The organism is Enterococcus sp. DIV0691 (assembly GCF_051711145.1).
In the GTDB taxonomy this organism is placed as follows: Bacteria; Bacillota; Bacilli; order Lactobacillales; family Enterococcaceae; genus Enterococcus_B; species Enterococcus_B hirae.
This window is the reverse complement of sequence record NZ_JBIOLY010000001.1, coordinates 1,771,828-1,792,236: the sequence shown is the minus strand read 5'-3', so window position 1 is coordinate 1,792,236 and position 20,409 is coordinate 1,771,828. Positions and strand designations below refer to the sequence as shown.

Annotated in this window: 19 protein-coding genes and 1 other annotated feature; of the genes, 17 read left to right on the top strand and 2 right to left on the bottom strand. The window is 36.3% G+C overall.

Annotated elements, in window-relative coordinates; all coding sequences use genetic code 11:
- The first annotated feature begins 5 nt into the window (after nucleotides 1-5).
- From rimI to IGJ11_RS07910, 10 genes are all read left to right on the top strand, one after another.
- Nucleotides 6-473 carry a ribosomal protein S18-alanine N-acetyltransferase gene (rimI, locus tag IGJ11_RS07955; RefSeq protein ID WP_063627253.1) on the top strand — a complete coding sequence of 156 codons (468 nt, stop codon included), beginning with the start codon at nucleotides 6-8 and terminating at the stop codon, nucleotides 471-473.
- The gene (tsaD, locus tag IGJ11_RS07950) at nucleotides 470-1,498 is read left to right on the top strand and encodes a tRNA (adenosine(37)-N6)-threonylcarbamoyltransferase complex transferase subunit TsaD (protein WP_094940616.1); all 1,029 of its coding nucleotides are present in this window, start codon (nucleotides 470-472) and stop codon (nucleotides 1,496-1,498) included. Before rimI ends, tsaD begins: the two co-directional genes overlap by 4 nt.
- A gap of 493 nt (nucleotides 1,499-1,991) precedes the next feature.
- A complete protein-coding gene (locus IGJ11_RS07945; RefSeq protein WP_010718856.1) occupies nucleotides 1,992-2,573 on the top strand; it encodes a hypothetical protein in 582 nt (193 codons plus the stop codon).
- Between the two features lie 31 nt (nucleotides 2,574-2,604).
- Nucleotides 2,605-3,273, top strand: coding sequence for a class D sortase (locus tag IGJ11_RS07940; RefSeq protein WP_010718857.1), 669 nt, complete (start codon nucleotides 2,605-2,607; stop codon nucleotides 3,271-3,273).
- A gap of 212 nt (nucleotides 3,274-3,485) precedes the next feature.
- Nucleotides 3,486-4,340: a hypothetical protein gene (locus IGJ11_RS07935; RefSeq protein WP_081248821.1), complete on the top strand. Its 855-nt coding sequence runs from the start codon at nucleotides 3,486-3,488 to the stop codon at nucleotides 4,338-4,340.
- Between the two features lie 19 nt (nucleotides 4,341-4,359).
- Entirely contained in the window at nucleotides 4,360-5,157 is a 798-nt protein-coding gene (locus IGJ11_RS07930) for a YveK family protein (RefSeq protein ID WP_207431930.1), read from the top strand.
- 28 nt (nucleotides 5,158-5,185) lie between these two features.
- Entirely contained in the window at nucleotides 5,186-5,854 is a 669-nt protein-coding gene (locus IGJ11_RS07925; RefSeq protein ID WP_178287265.1) for a CpsD/CapB family tyrosine-protein kinase, read from the top strand.
- Between the two features lie 81 nt (nucleotides 5,855-5,935).
- Nucleotides 5,936-7,765, top strand: a complete 1,830-nt coding sequence (locus IGJ11_RS07920; RefSeq protein WP_438772480.1) for a polysaccharide biosynthesis protein — start codon at nucleotides 5,936-5,938, stop codon at nucleotides 7,763-7,765.
- A 79-nt stretch (nucleotides 7,766-7,844) separates the two neighbouring features.
- On the top strand, nucleotides 7,845-9,125 hold the full coding sequence (locus IGJ11_RS07915; RefSeq protein WP_207431932.1) for an O-antigen ligase family protein: 1,281 nt from the start codon (nucleotides 7,845-7,847) through the stop codon (nucleotides 9,123-9,125).
- Nucleotides 9,118-9,906, top strand: a complete 789-nt coding sequence (locus tag IGJ11_RS07910) for a glycosyltransferase family 2 protein (protein ID WP_010718863.1) — start codon at nucleotides 9,118-9,120, stop codon at nucleotides 9,904-9,906. Before IGJ11_RS07915 ends, IGJ11_RS07910 begins: the two co-directional genes overlap by 8 nt.
- A gap of 92 nt (nucleotides 9,907-9,998) precedes the next feature.
- Here IGJ11_RS07910 and IGJ11_RS07905 read toward each other — a convergent pair whose 3' ends face one another.
- Nucleotides 9,999-10,700, bottom strand: coding sequence for a Crp/Fnr family transcriptional regulator (locus IGJ11_RS07905; protein ID WP_010718864.1), 702 nt, complete (start codon nucleotides 10,698-10,700; stop codon nucleotides 9,999-10,001).
- A gap of 474 nt (nucleotides 10,701-11,174) precedes the next feature.
- Between IGJ11_RS07905 and arcA the strand changes: the two genes are divergently transcribed.
- The 4 genes from arcA to argS all read left to right on the top strand — a co-directional run bounded on the left by arcA (nucleotide 11,175) and on the right by argS (nucleotide 16,687).
- Nucleotides 11,175-12,404 (top strand): arginine deiminase, encoded by a 1,230-nt coding sequence (arcA, locus tag IGJ11_RS07900; RefSeq protein ID WP_010718865.1) that lies wholly within the window; start codon nucleotides 11,175-11,177, stop codon nucleotides 12,402-12,404.
- An 88-nt stretch (nucleotides 12,405-12,492) separates the two neighbouring features.
- The gene (gene argF / locus IGJ11_RS07895; protein ID WP_010718866.1) at nucleotides 12,493-13,512 is read left to right on the top strand and encodes an ornithine carbamoyltransferase; all 1,020 of its coding nucleotides are present in this window, start codon (nucleotides 12,493-12,495) and stop codon (nucleotides 13,510-13,512) included.
- Nucleotides 13,513-13,628: 116 nt separating this feature from the next.
- Nucleotides 13,629-14,579 carry a carbamate kinase gene (gene arcC, locus IGJ11_RS07890; RefSeq protein WP_207431934.1) on the top strand — a complete coding sequence of 317 codons (951 nt, stop codon included), beginning with the start codon at nucleotides 13,629-13,631 and terminating at the stop codon, nucleotides 14,577-14,579.
- A 143-nt stretch (nucleotides 14,580-14,722) separates the two neighbouring features.
- Nucleotides 14,723-14,922 (top strand) — a binding site (T-box leader).
- A 73-nt stretch (nucleotides 14,923-14,995) separates the two neighbouring features.
- The gene (argS, locus tag IGJ11_RS07885) at nucleotides 14,996-16,687 is read left to right on the top strand and encodes an arginine--tRNA ligase (protein ID WP_034698338.1); all 1,692 of its coding nucleotides are present in this window, start codon (nucleotides 14,996-14,998) and stop codon (nucleotides 16,685-16,687) included.
- 150 nt (nucleotides 16,688-16,837) lie between these two features.
- Here the strand turns inward: argS and IGJ11_RS07880 are convergent, their stop codons facing one another.
- Entirely contained in the window at nucleotides 16,838-17,317 is a 480-nt protein-coding gene (locus tag IGJ11_RS07880) for an arginine repressor (RefSeq protein WP_010718869.1), read from the bottom strand.
- A gap of 387 nt (nucleotides 17,318-17,704) precedes the next feature.
- On the opposite strand from IGJ11_RS07880, the gene rpsB reads away from it, so the two are divergent.
- The 3 genes from rpsB to pyrH all read left to right on the top strand — a co-directional run bounded on the left by rpsB (nucleotide 17,705) and on the right by pyrH (nucleotide 20,409).
- Nucleotides 17,705-18,487 (top strand): 30S ribosomal protein S2, encoded by a 783-nt coding sequence (gene rpsB / locus IGJ11_RS07875; protein ID WP_010718870.1) that lies wholly within the window; start codon nucleotides 17,705-17,707, stop codon nucleotides 18,485-18,487.
- A 96-nt stretch (nucleotides 18,488-18,583) separates the two neighbouring features.
- Entirely contained in the window at nucleotides 18,584-19,465 is an 882-nt protein-coding gene (gene tsf, locus IGJ11_RS07870) for a translation elongation factor Ts (RefSeq protein WP_010718871.1), read from the top strand.
- A gap of 221 nt (nucleotides 19,466-19,686) precedes the next feature.
- Complete coding sequence (pyrH, locus tag IGJ11_RS07865; protein WP_010718872.1) at nucleotides 19,687-20,409, top strand: UMP kinase; 723 nt, start codon at nucleotides 19,687-19,689, stop codon at nucleotides 20,407-20,409.

Genomic DNA, 20,409 nt, shown 5'->3' with positions numbered 1-20,409 from the left:
TACAATTGATTTATACTAAGAATGACTTTGAAGATGAACAGTTAGCGTCTTGTTTATGGGCGCTTTGTGAGGAAGCATATGAACATGGTTCTCCTTGGACCAAAGACCAATTTTTAATGGATATCCAACAACCACATACGCAATATTACTTATTGGTGGAAAATTCGCTACTCCAAGGATTCATTGGTTATTCGAAAGTTATCGATGAGACGGAGATCACGAATATTGCTGTGGCAAAAAAACTGCAAAAAAAAGGGTATGCACGTCAGTTATTACGCTTTTTATTAGACCGAGAAAAACAAGCAGGAACATATAATGTTTACTTAGAAGTACGAACGTCTAACCTAGCAGCTCGTCATCTTTACCAATCAGAGAAATTTAGAGAACTAGGGAAACGAAAATCTTATTATCATGATCCAGTAGAAGATGCGATCATTATGAGTACAAAGTTAAAAACGGAGACGATGAAATGAAAGAAGAATTGATTCTGGCAATTGAATCAAGTTGCGATGAAACGAGTGTCGCAGTTGTGAAAAATGGTGATGAGATTTTAGCCAATGTCATTGCTTCACAGATTAACAGCCATAAAAGATTTGGCGGTGTTGTTCCAGAGGTAGCAAGTCGCCATCATGTAGAGCAAATCACCTTATGTATCGAAGACGCTTTGGCGGAGGCAGGCACTTCTGTTGAACAACTGAGTGCTGTAGCGGTTACTTATGGTCCTGGTTTAGTTGGTTCGTTACTGATTGGGATTTCTGCCGCTAAAGCTTTTGCTTGGGCGAACAATTTGCCTTTGATACCTGTGAACCATATGGCAGGTCATATTTACGCTGCACGCTTTCAAAAGCCTTTTGAATTTCCGCTACTAGCATTGCTTGTCAGTGGTGGACATACAGAGTTGGTCTATATGAAGGAAGACGGGAACTATCAAATCATCGGTGAAACGAGAGACGATGCCGCTGGAGAAGCTTATGACAAAGTTGGTCGTGTCTTAGGTTTGAGTTATCCAAGCGGAAAAGAAATCGATCAGTTAGCGCATCGTGGTGAAGATACCTACCATTTTCCAAGAGCCATGATTCATGAAAGTAATTATGATTTTAGCTTTAGTGGTTTAAAAAGCGCCTTTATCAATTTAGTACACAATGCCCAACAACGTGGAGAAACTCTTGATACAAATAATTTAGCTGCTAGTTTTCAAGCGAGCGTTGTGGACGTTTTAGTCAATAAAACTCTTCGTGCTTGTAACGAATACCCAGTCAAACAATTGATTGTAGCAGGTGGAGTTGCAGCCAATCAAGGATTGCGTGAAACGCTCGAAGAGGCATTGAAAAAAGAACATCCAGAAATTGAACTGCTGATCCCTCCATTAAAACTTTGTGGTGATAATGCAGCAATGATTGGAGCAGCTGCGCATGTAGAGTTGAAACAAGCCAATTTCGCTGATCTTCGTTTAAATGCGAAACCTAGTTTGGTATTGAATCAAGGAGGAAATGAGTAAAATTCACCTTATTTTCGTATACATGGCAAGAGCGGTTGAGAAAAACTTACTTTGTAGTAAGTGAAATCGATTGATTAATGAAATATGAAAGTTAGAATATCATTTTTATTTTTACATCTATTAAAGAGTTTGGGACAATCTTTTATTTGTTCCAAGCTTTTTTTGACTTAAAATTTCTAAATTTGGAAATTTTTGTTCTATTGTTCAAATCGTTATATTAATAAGAGATCTCGCGATAATATGGATTAGAGATTAAGAATACAAATGACGTAAATACTATGTTCTCAGCAAAATTGCTTATTATAATAACTATTTCTAAATAGTAATTGTTATTTTGCGAGTAGTGATTTTATTACAATGGTTATTTGTTTTGAAGGCATTTATTTAATTGTCTTAAGAAATAACATATGCTAATATGGATGGTAGAAATGCTTTTATGCGTTATTTTTTAATGGTTGTTTAATTATTTTGATAGGAAAAGGAGAGTTAGAAGATGAAATATGTGTTACAGAGTATGGTTTTAATTTTATGTAGTTTCTTTTTTACGTCTTATGTTGATGCTGCCGGGGCGATTTCGCAAGATGAGCAAATGATCATCCAAGAATTGACTCAACCTATTTTAATTCAAGGCAAAGAATTTCAAATGCCTCAAACATATATTACACAAACTGAAAATTATTTAAAACAAAATGATTTATCCAAGTCACAAGTGGATACAGCAGTAAAAAATATCCAAAATGTGAAGCAAAAACTGACTAATTTAGACATTGATTTGTCATCGGTCCATACGATAAATGATTTAATAAAAATTATCCCTAGAGAAACAATTTTGGAAATTCAGCAATTGATTTCATCAACAGCGGATGCTTTAGGATTAGTCGTTTTAAGTTGGAATAAAGGGTATGTTGAGCTAGGCACACAAAACTCTGATGGCTCGATTTCAGCAGTGTTCAACTCGAAACAACCGATTAAACAAACGGGAACATTCCCTATCTCAAGCATTCTTGCAATTGGATGTTTAATGATGACTGCGACAGGTGCATTCATCGTAGGAAAGAAAGTCAAACTTGCATAAAAAAAAGAAAAAAATAAAAAGAATAGGCGGAATGATTTTTACCCCTATCTTTTTTTTGATCATGGGTTATTCGCTAATGTATATTATTGGGCGACCTGTCATTCAGTTTACGACTTCTTCCTTGCGATTGTTTCTGCTTTCGGATATTCCAAAATATGAAAAAAAGACACAACCATCAGCTAAAGGTATGTCAACTAGTGAGTTAGAAGAAAAACGGAAAACAATTGAGTTGGAAGGAGAGAACATTCCCTCCAGTAAAATCGATTATCCAAGAAGCGGGTATCAATATGGACAGGTTGATGTTGCTTCTGTAAATTTGAATGTGCCCTTATATTATGGAGACTCAGATGATATTTTACGAGAGGGTGCTGGACAATACATGGGGTCTGTGTATCCAGGTGAACATGGGACTACATTGATTGGTGGGCATAATAGTAGTGAATTTGGAAAATTAAGTGCTGTCAAAATTACGGATAAGATTAACATTTCCACTAGTTATGGTGAGTATGTTTACCAAGTATACGAAACAAAGATTTTAGATAAAAATGCGAAATTGATTAGTCAACTTCTAGTTCAAAAACAGCAAGGAAAACTGATTTTGTATACTTGTTATCCAGTCGATAGTATTGGAATGACGGATCAAAGATTATTTATTCTAGGCGATCTCATTAAGGGGCCAATGATCCAACCAGATAAATAATGAATTGAAAAATTGCGCTACTCATGTGTTAAGCAAAACGCTTTGAAAAGAGGTGGATTTACCAAAAAAGAATCAAATGATCAATCGAATAATCGCTTGTTTGGCTCACTAAAAATGAAGTTAGTGGATAAAAAATTTCGAAGTGGGGCAATTTAAGCTGCAATGAGTTTGTGAAATTTTATGGTCTTTTCTTACATTTGGTAAAAATAGTTATGAAAAAAAGAAAACAATGGCGAAAAGTGCCAAAAATGATTCTTGCTTTTATCTGTTCGCTTAGTTTATTTGCAATTTTTGTCTTGGGCATTCTTAAGATTACTTTATTCAATCAAAATTTTATGATCCGTGCAGTGGAATCCTCACATTATGGGGAAACGATCACTAAAGAGATCAATCACACAATTGCTGATGCAGGAAGAGGCGCCAATATTTCCCAAAAATGGTTGAATCAAACAGTTTCAGAAAGCTTAGTAAATGATAATATCAAACAATATATTCATAGTATCTATGCTGGCTCAACCTTTCAATTAGAGGGGGAGAAGCAAATAGAAGAGACAGTCCAAAGCCAATTAGAAAGTTATGGAAAAGAAAAGAATTACCCAAGAAATGCAGAATTTGAAACCACAGTAAATAAACTAAAAAAAGTGAGTATTGAAACAGTTCGGCGTGATATCGAAATCCCTTATTTTGCGTTATACGGCAAAAAAATAATGGCTTATACATCCACTCTTAACCTGTTGCTCATTTTTGCAGTCGCTTTTTTTGGAATCTTATTTTCCGCAATCATTTCGCTTAACAAACCTTTCTTTCATTTAATTATCCGTTACCTTGCTTATGTGATCGGTGGAGCTGGATTAATGGTAGGGGCTTTACCGACCTATTTGTATGTAACTCGATTGATTGAACGATTGGGTATTCATTCTGAAGCTCTATACTTATTTTTAACGACTTATTTGAAAAATTTTCTCTTTATGTTTATGAAATTTGGTCTTTTCAGTATCCTGTTGAGCTTGTTCCTATTTGGCGTAAGTGAGTTTTTCAGAAAGAAAATAGTTCGACGTGAAAAATAGAATAGAAAGGGGCGAAAAGATGGAAGCGGTTATTAATTTGAATGAGATACTAAGCTGGTTAAAAAAGCGGATACTGTTGATCATTTGTTCATTGATCGGCGGTTTCGCCGTTGCGACTGGAGTAACTTATTTTGTTATTACTCCAACATACAGTTCATCGGCTGAATTAATCGTTCAATCGAAAAACGAAATCGTCAACCATAATTTACAATCAGAAGTGCATGCAAATGTACTCTTAATTAATACATATAAAGACATGATTTTAGGAGATATCGTACTTAATGAAGCAACCGAATACTTAGAAAATAAATTTGCTTATTACTTAACGAAAGATCAATTGAGAAAGAATATTCAGATTGTTCAATCTTCAGATTCACAAATGTTCCATATCAAGGTGATGTCAGATGAAGCTGAAAAAGCTGCGAATATAGCAAATGTTCTTGCTTATACTTTTGAAGAAAAAGTAAAAGAAGTTTTAGACGTAAATAAAGTAACGATCACATCAATTGCGCAAGCAAATCAGCTACCGGTTTCACCCAATAAACGGTTGAATCTTTTTCTTGGTGCATTTTTAGGTTTACTTCTAGGGATCGGGATGGCTGTCTTGTTAGAAATATTGGATAAAACAGTAAAGGATGAGCATTTTCTCGCAACGATGGGGTATCCAGTCTTAGGGATAATTAGTGAAATGAGTAATAAGGAAATTGAAAGTGGGCAATCGATTCAACTCACAACATACTCTCGACAAGGAACTCATACACATAGACAACGAGCGCGTACACATCTAAGCAGAGAAAATCGGTTCACACGAAAATAGATGAGGAGACTAATACGTGAAAAATAATATGAAAAAAAAGGGTGTTCCTCTGATTAGTGCTAGTAAACAATCGTCCATGATCTCTGAACAGTATCGAACGGTTCGATCAAATATCCAATTTAGCTCATTTGATCAGGATATAAAGACAATCGTCGTTACTTCAGCAGGTCCAGAGGAAGGGAAGTCAACTGTTTCAGCGAATCTAGCGATTGTTTTTGCAAATAGCGGGAAGAAAACACTCCTAATTGATGCAGATTTAAGAAAGCCAAGTGTAGAAAGTACATTTCGTTCAACCTCGAACAGTGACGGACTAACTAACCTGTTAAAAAAAAGAAATGAATCAGCTTTCGTATTCATTCATGAAACAAATATTGCACATTTGTGGACGATGACCAGTGGACCAAAACCTCCCAATCCTTCTGAATTACTCGAGTCAAGCCGAATGAATGAAATCATTGATGAATTAAGCGTAAATTTTGATTTGATCATTTTTGATTTACCGCCTGTTGTGCCTGTGACGGATGCACAGATACTAGCTTCAAAAACAGATGGTACAATCATTGTCGTGAGAGAACGAAAAACGCTAAAGAAAGAATTGTTCAAAGCAAAGGAACTATTGACGATCGCTCAGGCAAATATCTTAGGGATTGTCTATAATGGAGTAAAGAAGTCGAAAGATATCAACTACTATTATTGAGGTAGTAGATGGTGTGTTAAAATGATTGAAAGAAAATGTTGATCAAGATCGTGCATATCAAGTACTAAAGAAGGTGATTTATTGATTAAACCAACTAGAAAAATCAAAGCGATTAGTTTGGTGCTACTCGATAGTTTTCTGATCATACTTGCTAATTACATCAGTTTTATATTTATGGTTCCATTTGTTATCATCAATAGAGATTATTTGGCAATAACACTCATTTCATCAGTTGTTTGTTATCTGTTCTATGGTGGGATCTTTAAAGTATTTACAAGAATCAATCGTTATACGAATCTTAATGAGTTGTTAGGGATCTTTGCGGCACTCACTTTTATGTTATTTTCAATTTTTCCTTTGTTTTACTTGTTTAACCAGGAGCTCATGTACCAGATTAGTTTGCGATTAGTTGTTTTTTCTTACATAATGGCACTTTTATTGATTGCTAGTAGTCGGTTAGGCTGGCGGGTCTGGGTTGAATTGAAAAATAAAAATGGTCGTTCGAATGAAAAAAAAGTACGAATCTTGATCATTGGTGCTGGAGAGGGTGGACAATTACTGTATCAAAGTTTTTTAGGTTCTCAAATTGTGAATAATATTGAAGTTGTGGGCTTTGTCGATGATGATTGTAACAAATGGGGAACTTATCTTTTAGGTAAAAAAGTACTGGGAAATACCCGTGAAATAAATCAATTGATCCAGACATTCCGTATCAATATGGTTACGATAGCGATTCCTTCGTTACCAAAAAAGAAGATCCAACAGCTTGTTCAATCCATTGAAAATAAGAATATCAAGGTAAATATGGTTCCCTCTTTTGAAGAAGTAGCTACCGGAAAAATCAATGTTTCGCAATTAAAAGAAGTAGATGTGATCGATCTAGTAGGAAGAGAGGAAGTTTCCCTTGACCTAGAAAGTATCAGCTATCAATTAAAAGGACAAACGATTTTAGTAACTGGGGCTGGGGGCTCGATTGGTTCAGAGATTTGTCGGCAAGTTTTGGCATTTGAACCAGCAAAGTTGATTTTACTTGGACATGGAGAAAATTCGATTTATTCGATTCATCGAGAACTAACTACATTAGATCCTCAGAGGAAAGTAGAGATTCTACCAATCATTGCTGATATTCAAGATAGAGAACGCATCTTTTATTTGATGGAAAAATACCATCCCACGATTGTTTATCATGCAGCCGCACATAAGCACGTTCCGCTGATGGAATATAATCCCACAGAAGCAATTAAGAATAATATTAACGGAACAAAAAATGTGGCGGAAGCAGCTAAAAAAAATCATGTTAAGAACTTTGTGATGATTTCTTCTGATAAAGCAAATCGCCCGCCAAATGTGATGGGAGCAACAAAAAGAATCGCAGAAATGTTAATCACAAGTCTGAACCAATCTGGTGAGACCAAGTTTTCGGCTGTCCGTTTCGGGAATGTACTTGGGTCTAGAGGTAGTGTTATTCCACTGTTTAAAGAACAGATTTTAAGAGGGGGACCGATCACTGTCACCGATTTTCGGATGACCCGCTACTTCATGACGATCCCTGAAGCGAGCAGATTAGTTATTCAATCAGGTGCATTGGCTAAGGGAGGAGAAATTTTTGTTTTGGATATGGATAAGCCGATCAAGATCGTGGATCTAGCTAAGAATATGATCCATTTGAGTGGTTATACAGAAGAAGATATCGAGATTGTTGAAACAGGGATACGTCCTGGGGAAAAATTATATGAAGAATTGCTATTAGAAAAAGAAAAGAAAGAAACGCAAATTTTTGAGAAGATTTTTGTTGGGGACATTAAAGGCTTTTCTTTAAAAGAAGTCACCCAGCTAATTGAACAGTTACCAGAAGATGAAAGCGAAGCAGCCAAGAAAGTTATAGCGTTTGCAAATGCTTCTAATGAATGAAGAAAAGATAGAAATGATGATTGGAAAAATAAATCAATCAGTGAATTTTTGCTGTTAAAGGCGCACGGGGAGATAGAAAATGAAAACAATGGAAGCAAATGGGTACTCATCAATTGATGAATTAACGAAAAGCAACCAAAAAATTTTAGGAAGGTTATTTTACCTATTGGGATTTACACTCTGTATTTCGCGTGTTTTTTTCGGGATCAATATGTCAATAAGTGATGTATTTATGGTGCTATTAGTTGGCTACCTTCTACTAATGAAAAAAGTGGTGTTCAGTAAACAATTAGTACTATTTTTTATTGGGGTTATTTGTTGGCGGTTATTGTCCACGATATTGTTAAGTTCATGGGTGGATACTTCTGTTTCGCTTTTTTCAGTCATCATGACGGGACAAAAATTTTTCGTCAATCTCCTTTATTTGATTCTAACGATCTCGATCCTTCATATAAATCCAGAGTTGAAAAAAGATTTTTTATCTGGGGTAAAAGTCGGAACACTTTTTTTTGGCTGTCTTAGTATGTTCATTTTTCTAGTAGCTCCAGCAAGTTTGAAATCATTTGTTTTGTTCGGTGATCTACGTTTGAAAGGATTCATGAATGATCCTAACTATTTTGCTTATCTTCAAACATGTGGCTACTGTATCTGGTACTTAAGACCATTTAAAGGTAAGTGGAAGAACCTGATTGCATTCATGGGTTATACATCCTGTATTTTGTTATCTGCTTCCAAAACAGGGGTTGTAGCATTTTTAGTAATCAATTTGTTATTTCTAATTCAAAAATTATTTAGGAAAAATATCAACGTCAAACATCTTGTAATGACAATCATGACAGCGAGTGTATTGATTATCGGTACGCATTTTCTTTTTGCTGATTATGTAAGTAATTTAATTGCACGTTTTCTTTCCATTCCGCAATTTGTCCGATTTGAGGGAGTTTTCACTAATTTTTATGGCGCAATCGTTGCTGGAGGTTCCGGTAGAACAGAAGCTTGGAAAACAGCACAACTTTTGTTAACGCGGACTCATTTCATGGGTATCGGTTTCGTTGACTACTCTTCAGTTGCTTTATCAGTTAGTGGAAGCCCGACGATTGCTCATAATACTTTTTTACAAATAGCTGTTGAATGGGGAATAGTCCCAGCAATGATGGGAATGTTGTTGGTATTTGGTCAGTTTGTCAGAAAATTATTGCTGAAAAAATGGTTGCTGTGTCTCTTAATATTAGCGAATATTATTTTTTCTTTTAGTATTTCTTTACAAAATTCACGATTACTATGGATCTTAGTAGGTTTACTCGTTGTGAAAGAACAGGGATCTCTAGTAAATGGAAAAAAGGAGCAGTCAAATGATTAGTGTGATTATCCCTACTTTCAATGCAGAAAAATCGATTGAGCGAGCAGTCAATTCTGTACTAAGACAAAGCTATCAAGATTTTGAAATCATTATTGTCGATGATCGATCAACAGATCATACTTGGGAACTTTTAACGAAATTAAAAAAACAAGATCAACGTATCAGAATCTATCAAAACGCTAGAAATTCTAAAAGTGCTTATACTCGCAACCAGGCAATCAAACATGCACGGGGGAACTACATTATGCAACTAGATGACGATGATTATTGTCACGTGGAACGTATGGCAAAGCAAGTAGCGTTTTTGGAGGCTCATCCAGAATTTGGTTTTGTTGGCAGTAATGCCTATTTATGGGACCAAGAGGGTGTCTATGGTGAACGGGTGGTCAAAGAACGACCTGAAATAAAAGATCTCTTGAAAACGAGTCCGTTCATCAATCCATCGGCTATGTTTAGAAAACACATCTTAGAATCTGTAGCGGGTTATCGAGTTTCAAAAGATACTGTTAGAGGACAAGATTATGACCTATATATGCGGTTATATGCGAAGGGACACAAAGGTTATAATTTACAAGAAAACTTAGTTTATTACTATCAAGATAAAGAGTATTATAAAAAAATTTCCTGGAAAAATCGCCTTGGGGAAAGTCGGTTGAAATATCGTAATTTCAAAGAATTACAGGTTGCTAAAGTTCATTATCTGTATGTCTTGAAACCACTAATAGCGATAATGATTCCTAGACACCTCCTATTTTGGCATCAGCACCGCAAACAAGGATGAAAAGGTTTCTTTGTTTCCTTTACAAATAAATCAGGCTTAGACAAAAAATAAAACATACTAAGATAAGGGCAGCCTCATCTTAGTATGTTTTTTTATTCTCTTAAAGCAGGCGTCACAGCAGTTTTACAAAAAGTAAACCGTTTCTTTTGGTAATCTAATAAACCAGAATCTTTTAACTGTTTGATTACTTGTCCAGCAGTCTCTCTCGTTGTCCCACTATTAACCGCTAATTCTTTTAGTGTGATAGGGTATGGAATTTCGACATGGCCATCTGTGGTTGGTATGCCAAGCTCTTCTTTTAAAATGAATAAGTTTTGTTTCACTCGATCAAAAGCGCTAGAAGTTAAACCGATCTGTATCCGCAGTTCGTGCATCGCTACTACTTTTGAGATTTTATGGATCATATAGAGTAATTGTTTTGGATTGTTTTTCGCAATTTTTTCATAACAAGATACTGGGAAAGAGAAAGTTTCGATGTCTGTCATTGCTTGAGCAGTGTATGAATAAATTCCTTCTTCAAAAATACCAGACATTGGGAAAAGGTTATTTGGATTGACATAATCATAATAATAATAAGTAGCACTTTCATCATATCGTTCTAGACGAACCAATCCTGATGTTAAAATGTAGAGACGTTGTCGTTCATCTCCTTCATCAAATAAAATTTGTCCTTTTTTATAAGAACGAAGGATCGTATGCTCTTTAATGAGCTCAAATTCCTCGTCAGTAAAGTTTTCAAAATCAGGTTGATAGCGTAACTTTGAAAAATGATAATCAATTCTATTTATACGCATAAAACTCCCACTCCTTACTTTCAGCTACATACTATATTGTGACTGGTTTTGGATTAAATGTAAAGTTTTAACCTAGAAGAAAAATCATGGTTAAAAAAGCAATTTTATTCTTTGTGATCAGTCTTTGATGTTATTATGAATAATTTATACAGATAGATTGCATAATTCTTTTTAATGATTGGTATTTTTGTATAAAAAACACAATTATTACATAAAGCAAGCGCTATCAACCTTGTGAAATATCGAAAAAGAAAATATTCAAAAATAATTTTTTAATGAATAAATATTTTTTTGAGAGAGTTTTCAGTATAAAAAAAGTGATAAAAGTTAATAAAAAATGTAAAAACGTGTATTTATTTAATTGTCTTCTAATAATGTGAAATTGCTCTCGTTTTAGATGAGAAGAAATTATGAAAGTGGTTACAAAAAGGCGGTATTCTATGTATGTAATCAAAACGAAGGAGGCAACACAACATGGATAAACCTATTCACGTTTTCTCTGAGATAGGGAAGTTAAAGACAGTTTTATTGAAACGACCTGGACAAGAAGTGGAAAATTTAACACCAGATATTATGGACCGTCTGTTGTTTGATGATATTCCATATCTGCCAATCGCACAAGAAGAGCATGACTATTTTGCAAAGACATTGCAAGATGAAGGCGTCGAAACTTTATATCTAGAAAAATTAGCTGCAGAAGCAATTGATGCCGGCAATGTCAAAGAACAATTTTTAAATAAAATGTTAGACGAATCCCACATTGCATCTTCTGCTGTAAGAGATGGTCTTCATGAGTTCCTTCTATCAATGGAAACCCAAGAAATGGTAGATAAAATTATGGCGGGTGTCCGCACGAAAGATATTTCAGTTCGTTCAAACAGTCTGTATGATCTTTCTTCAGATGACGACTATCCATTCTATATGGACCCAATGCCAAACCTTTACTTTACACGTGATCCTTCTGCATCAATGGGAAATGGGATGACTGTTAACATGATGACATTTGAAGCACGTCGTCGTGAATCAATGTTTACTGAATACATCTTGAAACATCACCCACGTTTTGCGAACAAAGGGGTTGAAGTATGGTTAGATCGTGAAAACCCTGATCACATCGAAGGTGGAGATGAATTAATCCTAAGTGACAAAGTCGTCGCTGTAGGTATCTCACAACGAACAAGCGCTAAAGCAATCGAAAAATTAGCACGTAATTTATTTGCTAAACATGCAGGCTTTGAAAAAGTCCTAGCAATCAAGATTCCTAACAATCGAGCAATGATGCATTTAGATACTGTGTTTACCATGGTTGATCATGATAAATTCACGATCCATCCAGCAATCCAAAGTAAAGAAGGAAAAATGGATGTCTTTACGATCGAACAAGCAGGCGATGACATCAAGATCGCTCATTCTGATGACTTACAAGCGTCATTAAAAGCTGCGTTAGGTTTAGATGATTTAGTCTTGATCCCAACTGGTAATGGTGATGCGATCGTTGCTCCTCGCGAACAATGGAATGATGGTTCTAATACTCTGGCAATCGCACCAGGTGTTGTCGTAACGTACAACCGTAACTATGTATCCAATGAATTATTACGTAGCTATGGCATCAAAGTATTGGAAATCAATTCAAGTGAGTTGTCACGCGGTCGTGGTGGTCCACGCTGCATGAGCCAACCATTAGTACGTGAAGATTTAAAATAATATGAATGCTAGTGGCAGTCTAACTGTCAGCTGCCACTAGATTTCCTCTTTAAAACAAAAACAAACAACCTAAAGGAGAATTTTAGTTATGAAAGAGTCAGTATTTCAAGGAAGAAGTTTATTAGCAGAAAAAGATTTTACAAAAGAAGAATTACAATATTTAATCGATTTTTCTGAGCACTTAAAAGATTTGAAAAAACGTGGCATTCCACATCACTACTTAGAAGGTAAAAACATTGCACTTTTATTTGAAAAAACGTCTACTCGTACACGTGCAGCTTTTACAACTGCAGCAATCGATTTAGGTGCGCATCCTGAATATCTAGGTGCCAATGATATCCAATTAGGTAAAAAAGAATCAACAGAAGATACAGCTAAAGTATTAGGTCGAATGTTTGACGGAATTGAGTTCCGCGGCTTTAGCCAAAAAATGGTGGAAGAACTAGCAGAATTTTCTGGTGTTCCAGTATGGAATGGTTTAACAGACGAATGGCACCCAACACAAATGATCGCAGATTTCTTAACAATCCAAGAAAACTTTGGAACAGTTGAAGGAATCACAGTGGCATATTGTGGTGACGGACGTAACAACATGGCTAACTCTTTACTTGTGACTGGGGCTATTTTAGGTGCAAACATGCGTATCGTAGCACCAAAAGAATTACAACCAGAAGAAGAAATCGTCAAAATGGCAGAAGAATTTGCTGCTAAATCTGGTGCACAATTAATGATCACTGATGACGTAGATAAAGGTGTTGACGGTGCTGACGTACTTTATTCAGATGTTTGGGTATCAATGGGTGAAGAAGATAAATTTGAAGAACGAATCAAATTGTTGAAACCTTACCAAATCAACATGGAAATGATCGAAAAAACGCACAATACTGACCGTTTGATTTTCTTACATTGCTTACCAGCATTCCATGATACTAACACAATCTATGGTGAACAAATGAAAGAACGCTTCGGCATTACTGAGATGGAAGTTACTGATGAAGTCTTCCGCAGTAAATATGCACGTCAATTCGACCAAGCAGAAAACCGCATGCACTCAATCAAAGCAATCATGGCAGCAACACTTGGTAACTTGTTTATTCCTCGTGTGTAACGGTTAATCACATTCATCTCAAGAACAAAACGAGTCAGCTTTAATGGACCTCATCATGGGCTGGCTTGTTTTGTCATTGAGAAAATTCAGAACTCTCTGGAGAAAGGAAGACAAATATGGCAAATCGTAAAGTAGTTGTCGCATTAGGTGGTAATGCGATTTTATCAACAGATGCAAGTGCAAAAGCACAACAAGAGGCATTGATGGAAACAGCAAAATACTTAGTAAAATTCATTGAACAAGGGGATGAGTTGATCATTTCTCACGGGAATGGACCACAAGTAGGGAATTTGCTGATCCAACAACAAGCAGCTGACTCAGAAAAGACACCAGCGATGCCTTTAGATACTTGTGTTGCAATGACAGAAGGATCAATTGGGTACTGGTTACAAAATGCAATGGGTGAAGTGTTGAAAGAAAAAGGCATCGATAAAGATGTGGTTTCGCTTGTTACACAAGTCATCGTTGATGAAAACGATCCATCATTTAAAAACCCAAGCAAACCAGTAGGACCATTCTATACCGAAGAAGAAGCCAATGAACAAATGAAAGCTGATTCAACAGTAACCTTTAAAGAAGATGCTGGTCGTGGCTGGCGTAAAGTAGTGGCTTCTCCTAAACCAATTTCAATTAAAGAAGCACGAGTGATTGAAACGCTAGTAGAACAAGGCGTGATTACAGTCTCTGTTGGTGGTGGCGGAATTCCTGTTGTGGAAACGGCAACTGGTTTACAAGGTAGAGAAGCGGTCATCGATAAAGATTTTGCTTCTGAAAAATTAGCGGAAATCATCGATGCAGATCTATTGATCGTTTTAACTGGAGTAGATAATGTTTATGTAAATTATCAAAAACCAGATCAAAAGAAACTAGAAACTGTTTCAGTTTCAGAAATGAAGCAATACATTGATGAAAATCAATTTGCACCAGGAAGTATGCTGCCAAAAGTCGAAGCGGCAATTGCCTTTGTTGAGGCAAAACCAAAAGCTAAAGCGATTATTACTTCTTTAGAAAATATCGAGAACCTTCTCGCATCTGAAGAAGGAACGATCATCGTAGCGGATAACTAAGAATTCTTTTTCTTAGGAAATGAACTATGTTAAAAAGTGTCCAGTTGGTATTTCTTCTCCTTTAGACCTTCTGGACATTTTTTATAAGAAATCCCTAGCCAGCAGTTTTTTTTTCTGCTATAATTCAATTAATATAATAATTTCATAGTTTGTTGAACAAGAGAGTAATTGTATTTACTTGATCAAAGCGAGTTTGGGTGTGGTGAAAGCCAAACGAGAGGATACAATGAAGCGCACTTGGAGAACTCTGTCTAAGACAGACGGCTATCAACCGATATCAGATGAAGCTGGTCCTAGCAAATAGGACAACTGGAGTGGTACCGCGGGATATCTCGTCTCTAGTGATCATAGTTATCTATGATCACTAGAGATTTTTTTGTTTTCAGCAAACAAAAGTATTTATAGGAGGAATGTAAATGAATAACAAAGATATTGTATCAAAAGCGATCTATGACGTTGTCAAAGACGATCTTACAATGGAACAAGTAGAAAAACTATTAGAAAATCCAAAATCTGCAGACCATGGGGATGTAGCCTTTCCTGCCTTTTCATTGGCGAAAATCTATCGAAAAGCCCCTCAACAAATTGCAGCTGACCTAGCAGAAAAAATCGATTCAACAAACTTTGAAAAAATCGAAGTGGTTGGTCCTTACTTAAACTTCTTTATGAATAAAGCGATGATCAGTAAAGAAGTTTTGGCTTCTGTCGTGAAAGAAAAAGAACATTATGGCGACAGCTCCATCGGAAATAACGGAAACGTACCAATCGATATGTCTTCTCCTAATATTGCAAAGCCGATTTCAATGGGGCATTTGCGTTCTACAGTTATCGGGAACTCCATCGGATTTATCATGGAAAAATTAGGCTACAACCCGATTCGTATCAATCATTTAGGAGATTGGGGCACACAGTTTGGGAAACTGATTGTGGCTTATAAAAAATGGGGTTCAGAAGAAGCAGTACGTTCTGAACCAATCAATGAATTGTTGCGTCTGTATGTTCAATTCCATGAAGTGGCTGAAACAGAACCAGAATTGAATGATGAAGCACGTTCATGGTTTAAACGTTTGGAAGAAGGCGACAAAGAAGCCATTGAATTATGGCAATGGTTCCGCGACGAATCTATGAAAGAGTTCAATAAAATCTACGATCTATTAGAAGTTCGTTTTGATTCTTTAAATGGTGAAGCTTTCTATAACGATAAAATGGATGAAATCGTAGAACTTTTAGAAGAAAAACATTTATTGCAAGCAGATAAAGGTGCTGAAATCGTTGACTTATCAGCTTATGATTTGAACCCAGCGTTGATCAAGAAATCAGATGGTGCAACACTTTATATCACTCGTGATTTAGCAGCAGCTCTTTACCGCAAACGCACCTATGATTTTAAACAATCATTGTATGTTGTCGGAAACGAACAAAGTTATCACTTCAAACAATTGAAAGCTGTTCTTAAAGAATTAGGCTTTGATTGGTCAGATGATATGCATCACATCCCATTCGGATTGATTACTCAAGGTGGTAAAAAACTATCAACACGTAAAGGGAAAATTGTTTTACTTGAAGAAGTGCTAAATGAAGCCATTGACTCTGCTAAAGAACAGATCAGTGAGAAAAATCCTGATTTAGAAAATAAAGATGTGGTAGCTAAACAAGTCGGTGTTGGCGCAGTTATCTTCCATGATTTAAAAAACGATCGCCTAAATACATTTGACTTTAATTTAGAAGAAGTTGTACGTTTCGAAGGTGAAACAGGACCTTATGTACAATATACACATGCTCGTGCTGTCAGCTTGTTAGCAAAAGCCGACTTTACACCATCGACAGATCAAGAATACGCCTTGAATGATGAAAACAGCTGGGAAGTTGTAAAATTGATTCAAAAATACCCAGAAACTGTTTTACAAGCAGGTGAAAAATACGAACCGTCTATTATTGCGAAACATGCAATCAAGTTAGCTCAAGCATTTAATAAATATTATGCACATACTAAAATTTTAGTTGAAGATGACCAAAAAGAAGCGCGTTTAGCATTAGTTTATGCTGTAACAGTCTTGTTAAAAGAAGATTTACGTTTGCTTGGCTTACACGCACCAGATAAAATGTAAGAAAAGTAACGTACACAAATAAACCGTCCCTTACGAAAGGCTTACTTATAATAGTAGCTTTCGTGAGGGGCGGTTTATTTTATATAGAAGTGATTGGGACAGATATCATCCATTCATTGATTCATGCTGCGTTGATTAAATTTAGTTGGCTTAAAAAAGTGTTGTTTCTTTGGGAGCATGTAAGAAGGCTTCCACCAATTTTGCTTCTTCTTCATCTTTGGAAATGATAATGGTTGTATCGAACCCGGCAATCGTACTGACGATATGAGGTGGTTTGATATCGTCTAAAACGGCAGCGAAAAGATGTGCGTTGTCTGGTAAGGTATGGACGACCGTCAGAAAATGGACCCGTTCCACTTTTAACACGATGTCTTCGATCATTTGGACTAACCGTTTTTCATCATCTGTTTTTGCTTCGAGTCCTTTTTTTCCTTGAAAAAGAACAAAATGGGAAACGCCATTTTCATCTGGTACTTTTACGATTTTTAAGTCACGAATATCTCTGGAAATCGTAGCTTGTGTCGCTGTCACACCATAATCCTCCAGTTTGGCCAAGAGTTCTTCTTGTGTACGGATCGTAAATTCCCCGATCACTTGTTTAATAAGTAAATGTCGCTCAGATTTACGCATATTCTTTCTCCTTTACGAAAGATTTCACATGTATCATATCAAAAAAAAATCGAGTTGCCCAATATTATTCTGATTTATGAGATAACTCTAGGAATTATGATCATTTGTTAATGAGAGAGTAAAGCATAAAAGATGAGAATAAATGCAGAGGCAACTAGAGATTTCTCTTGATATTTACTAGCAAGTCAGGTAAAATATTGAATGTTGAGCAAGAATGTCTCTTTAGCTATTGCTATACAGGTAGGTTACTTGTATAATGTTTAAAGATGCTTTTTGCATCAACAAATCCACATTCCTGTTGGATCGTTGATAGGTGCTTGAAAAAGTTTGTCAGCGAGGTGAAAGACAGGGAGAGGAAAAATAAAAACCAAATCGGAGGAAACAAAAATGGCAGTAATTTCAATGAAACAATTACTAGAAGCCGGCGTACATTTTGGTCACCAAACTCGTCGCTGGAACCCAAAAATGAAGAAATATATCTTCACAGAAAGAAACGGAATCTACATCATCGACTTACAAAAAACTGTTAAGTTAGTAGATGCAGCTTATGACTACATGAAGAGCGTTGCAGAAGAAGGCGGCGTGGCTTTATTCGTAGGTACGAAAAAACAAGCACAAGAAGCAATCAAAGATGAAGCAACACGTGCTGGACAATACTTTGTAAACCATCGTTGGTTAGGTGGAACATTGACTAACTGGGATACAATCCAAAAACGTATCAGCCGTTTGAAACAAATCAATGCAATGGAAGAAGATGGAACTTTTGAAGTTCTACCTAAAAAAGAAGTTGCTGGTTTGAACAAACAACGTGAACGTCTTGAAAAATTCTTGGGTGGTATCGCTGATATGCCAAGAATTCCAGATGTAATGTACATCGTTGACCCACGTAAAGAGCGCATTGCTGTTCAAGAAGCTCATAAATTAAATATCCCAATCGTAGCTATGGTTGATACAAACTGCGACCCAGACGAAATCGACGTAGTTATCCCTTCAAATGACGATGCAATCCGTGCCGTTAAATTGATTACTTCAAAAATGGCTGATGCATTTATCGAAGGTAACCAAGGGGAAGACCAAGTAGTTGAAGAAGACTTTGTAGTAGAAAACAATGCTACTTCAATCGAAGAAATCGTTGACGTTGTAGAAGGCGACAACACTTCAGCAGAATAATTTTTAAATGATGGAGCTGTTTCAAAGGCTAGGCGACAAGCCTCACTCTCCTTTGAAACAGCTTTTTTTAAAAAGAAACTATAGGAGGATACAATAATGGCAGATGTAACAGCTAAAATGGTAAAAGAACTACGCGAAATGACAGGCGTAGGTATGATGGATGCGAAAAAAGCATTAGTTGAAGTAGAAGGCGATATGGAAAAAGCAGTAGATCTTTTACGTGAAAAAGGAATGGCTAAAGCAGCTAAGAAAAATGATCGTATTGCAGCTGAAGGATTAGCTTCAGTAGCAATCAAAGGAAATACTGCAGCAATCGTTGAAGTTAACTCAGAAACAGACTTTGTTTCTAAAAACGAAATGTTCCAAGATCTAGTGAAAGAAATCGCTGAACTTGTTGCGGAAAACAAACCTGCAGACATGGAAGCTGCAATGAAGATCAAAACAGAAAAAGGTACGATCGAATCTGACTTGATCGAAGCAACACAAGTAATCGGAGAAAAAATCAGCTTCCGTCGTTTTGAAGTAGTTGAAAAAGAAGATAACGCTGCTTTCGGTGGTTACTTACACATGGGCGGACGTATCGCTGTATTGACTGTTTTAGATGGAACAACTGATGAATCTGTAGCAAGAGACGTTGCTATGCACGTAGCTGCAATCAATCCTCGCTATGTAAACGAAACTCAAATTCCTGAAGCTGAATTAGAACATGAAAAAACTGTTCTTACAGAACAAGCTTTAAACGAAGGTAAGCCTGCTAATATCGTTGAAAAAATGGTAGAAGGACGCTTGAAGAAATTTAAAGCAGAAATCGCTTTGGTTGACCAACCATTCGTTAAAGATCCTGATATGACTGTTGAAAAATATGTTGCTTCTAAAGGTGCTACAGTGAAAACTTTTGTACGCTTTGAAGTTGGCGAAGGAATCGAAAAACGCGAAGACAACTTTGTTGAAGAAGTTATGAACCAAGTGAAAAAATAATTCTGAAAATCGAGTATATGTTATCTAATGTTGATTCATTTTGCGAGTCACTTTTTAAATGTTGGATCAACATTAGATAGTATGCTTATTTGGAATTAAAAAGGAGCAGCGACGTATGTCACAGCTCTTTTTTTTAGGCATAGGTACAAATAGTTAGACTTTTAGTGGCTAAATTACCTGAATATGGTAAAATAGCAATAGAAAATATTGGAGGAATGAACATGGTCACACCGAAATATCAGCGTGTTGTCTTAAAATTAAGTGGAGAAGCTTTAGCTGGGAATGAAGGCTTTGGAATTAAACCGCCTGTTATTAAAGAAATCATCCAAGAAATCAAAGAAGTACACGAATTAGGCGTTGAAATGGCAATCGTGGTAGGCGGCGGCAATATTTGGCGCGGACAAATCGGTGCTCAGATGGGAATGGAACGTGCTCAAGCTGATTACATGGGGATGCTGGCAACTGTAATGAATGCTTTAGCGTTGCAAGATACTTTGGAAAATGTTGGTGTGCCAACACGTGTCCAAACATCAATCGAAATGCGACAAATTGCTGAACCATATATTCGCAGAAAAGCAGAACGTCATTTAGAAAAAGGCCGAATCGTGATTTTTGCAGGTGGAACTGGGAATCCATACTTTTCAACAGACACCACTGCAGCATTACGCGCAGCTGAGATTGGCGCTGATGTTATTTTAATGGCTAAAAACAATGTTGATGGTGTTTATTCAGCTGATCCAAAATTAGATTCAAATGCTGTGAAATTTGAAGAATTGACTCATTTAGAAGTGATTGCAAAAGGGTTGCAAGTAATGGACTCTACCGCTAGCTCACTAAGCATGGACAATGACATCCCATTGCTTGTCTTTAATTTAAATGAACATGGAAATATCCGTCGTGCAATCTTAGGCGAAAATATCGGAACAACTGTAAGGGGGAAATAA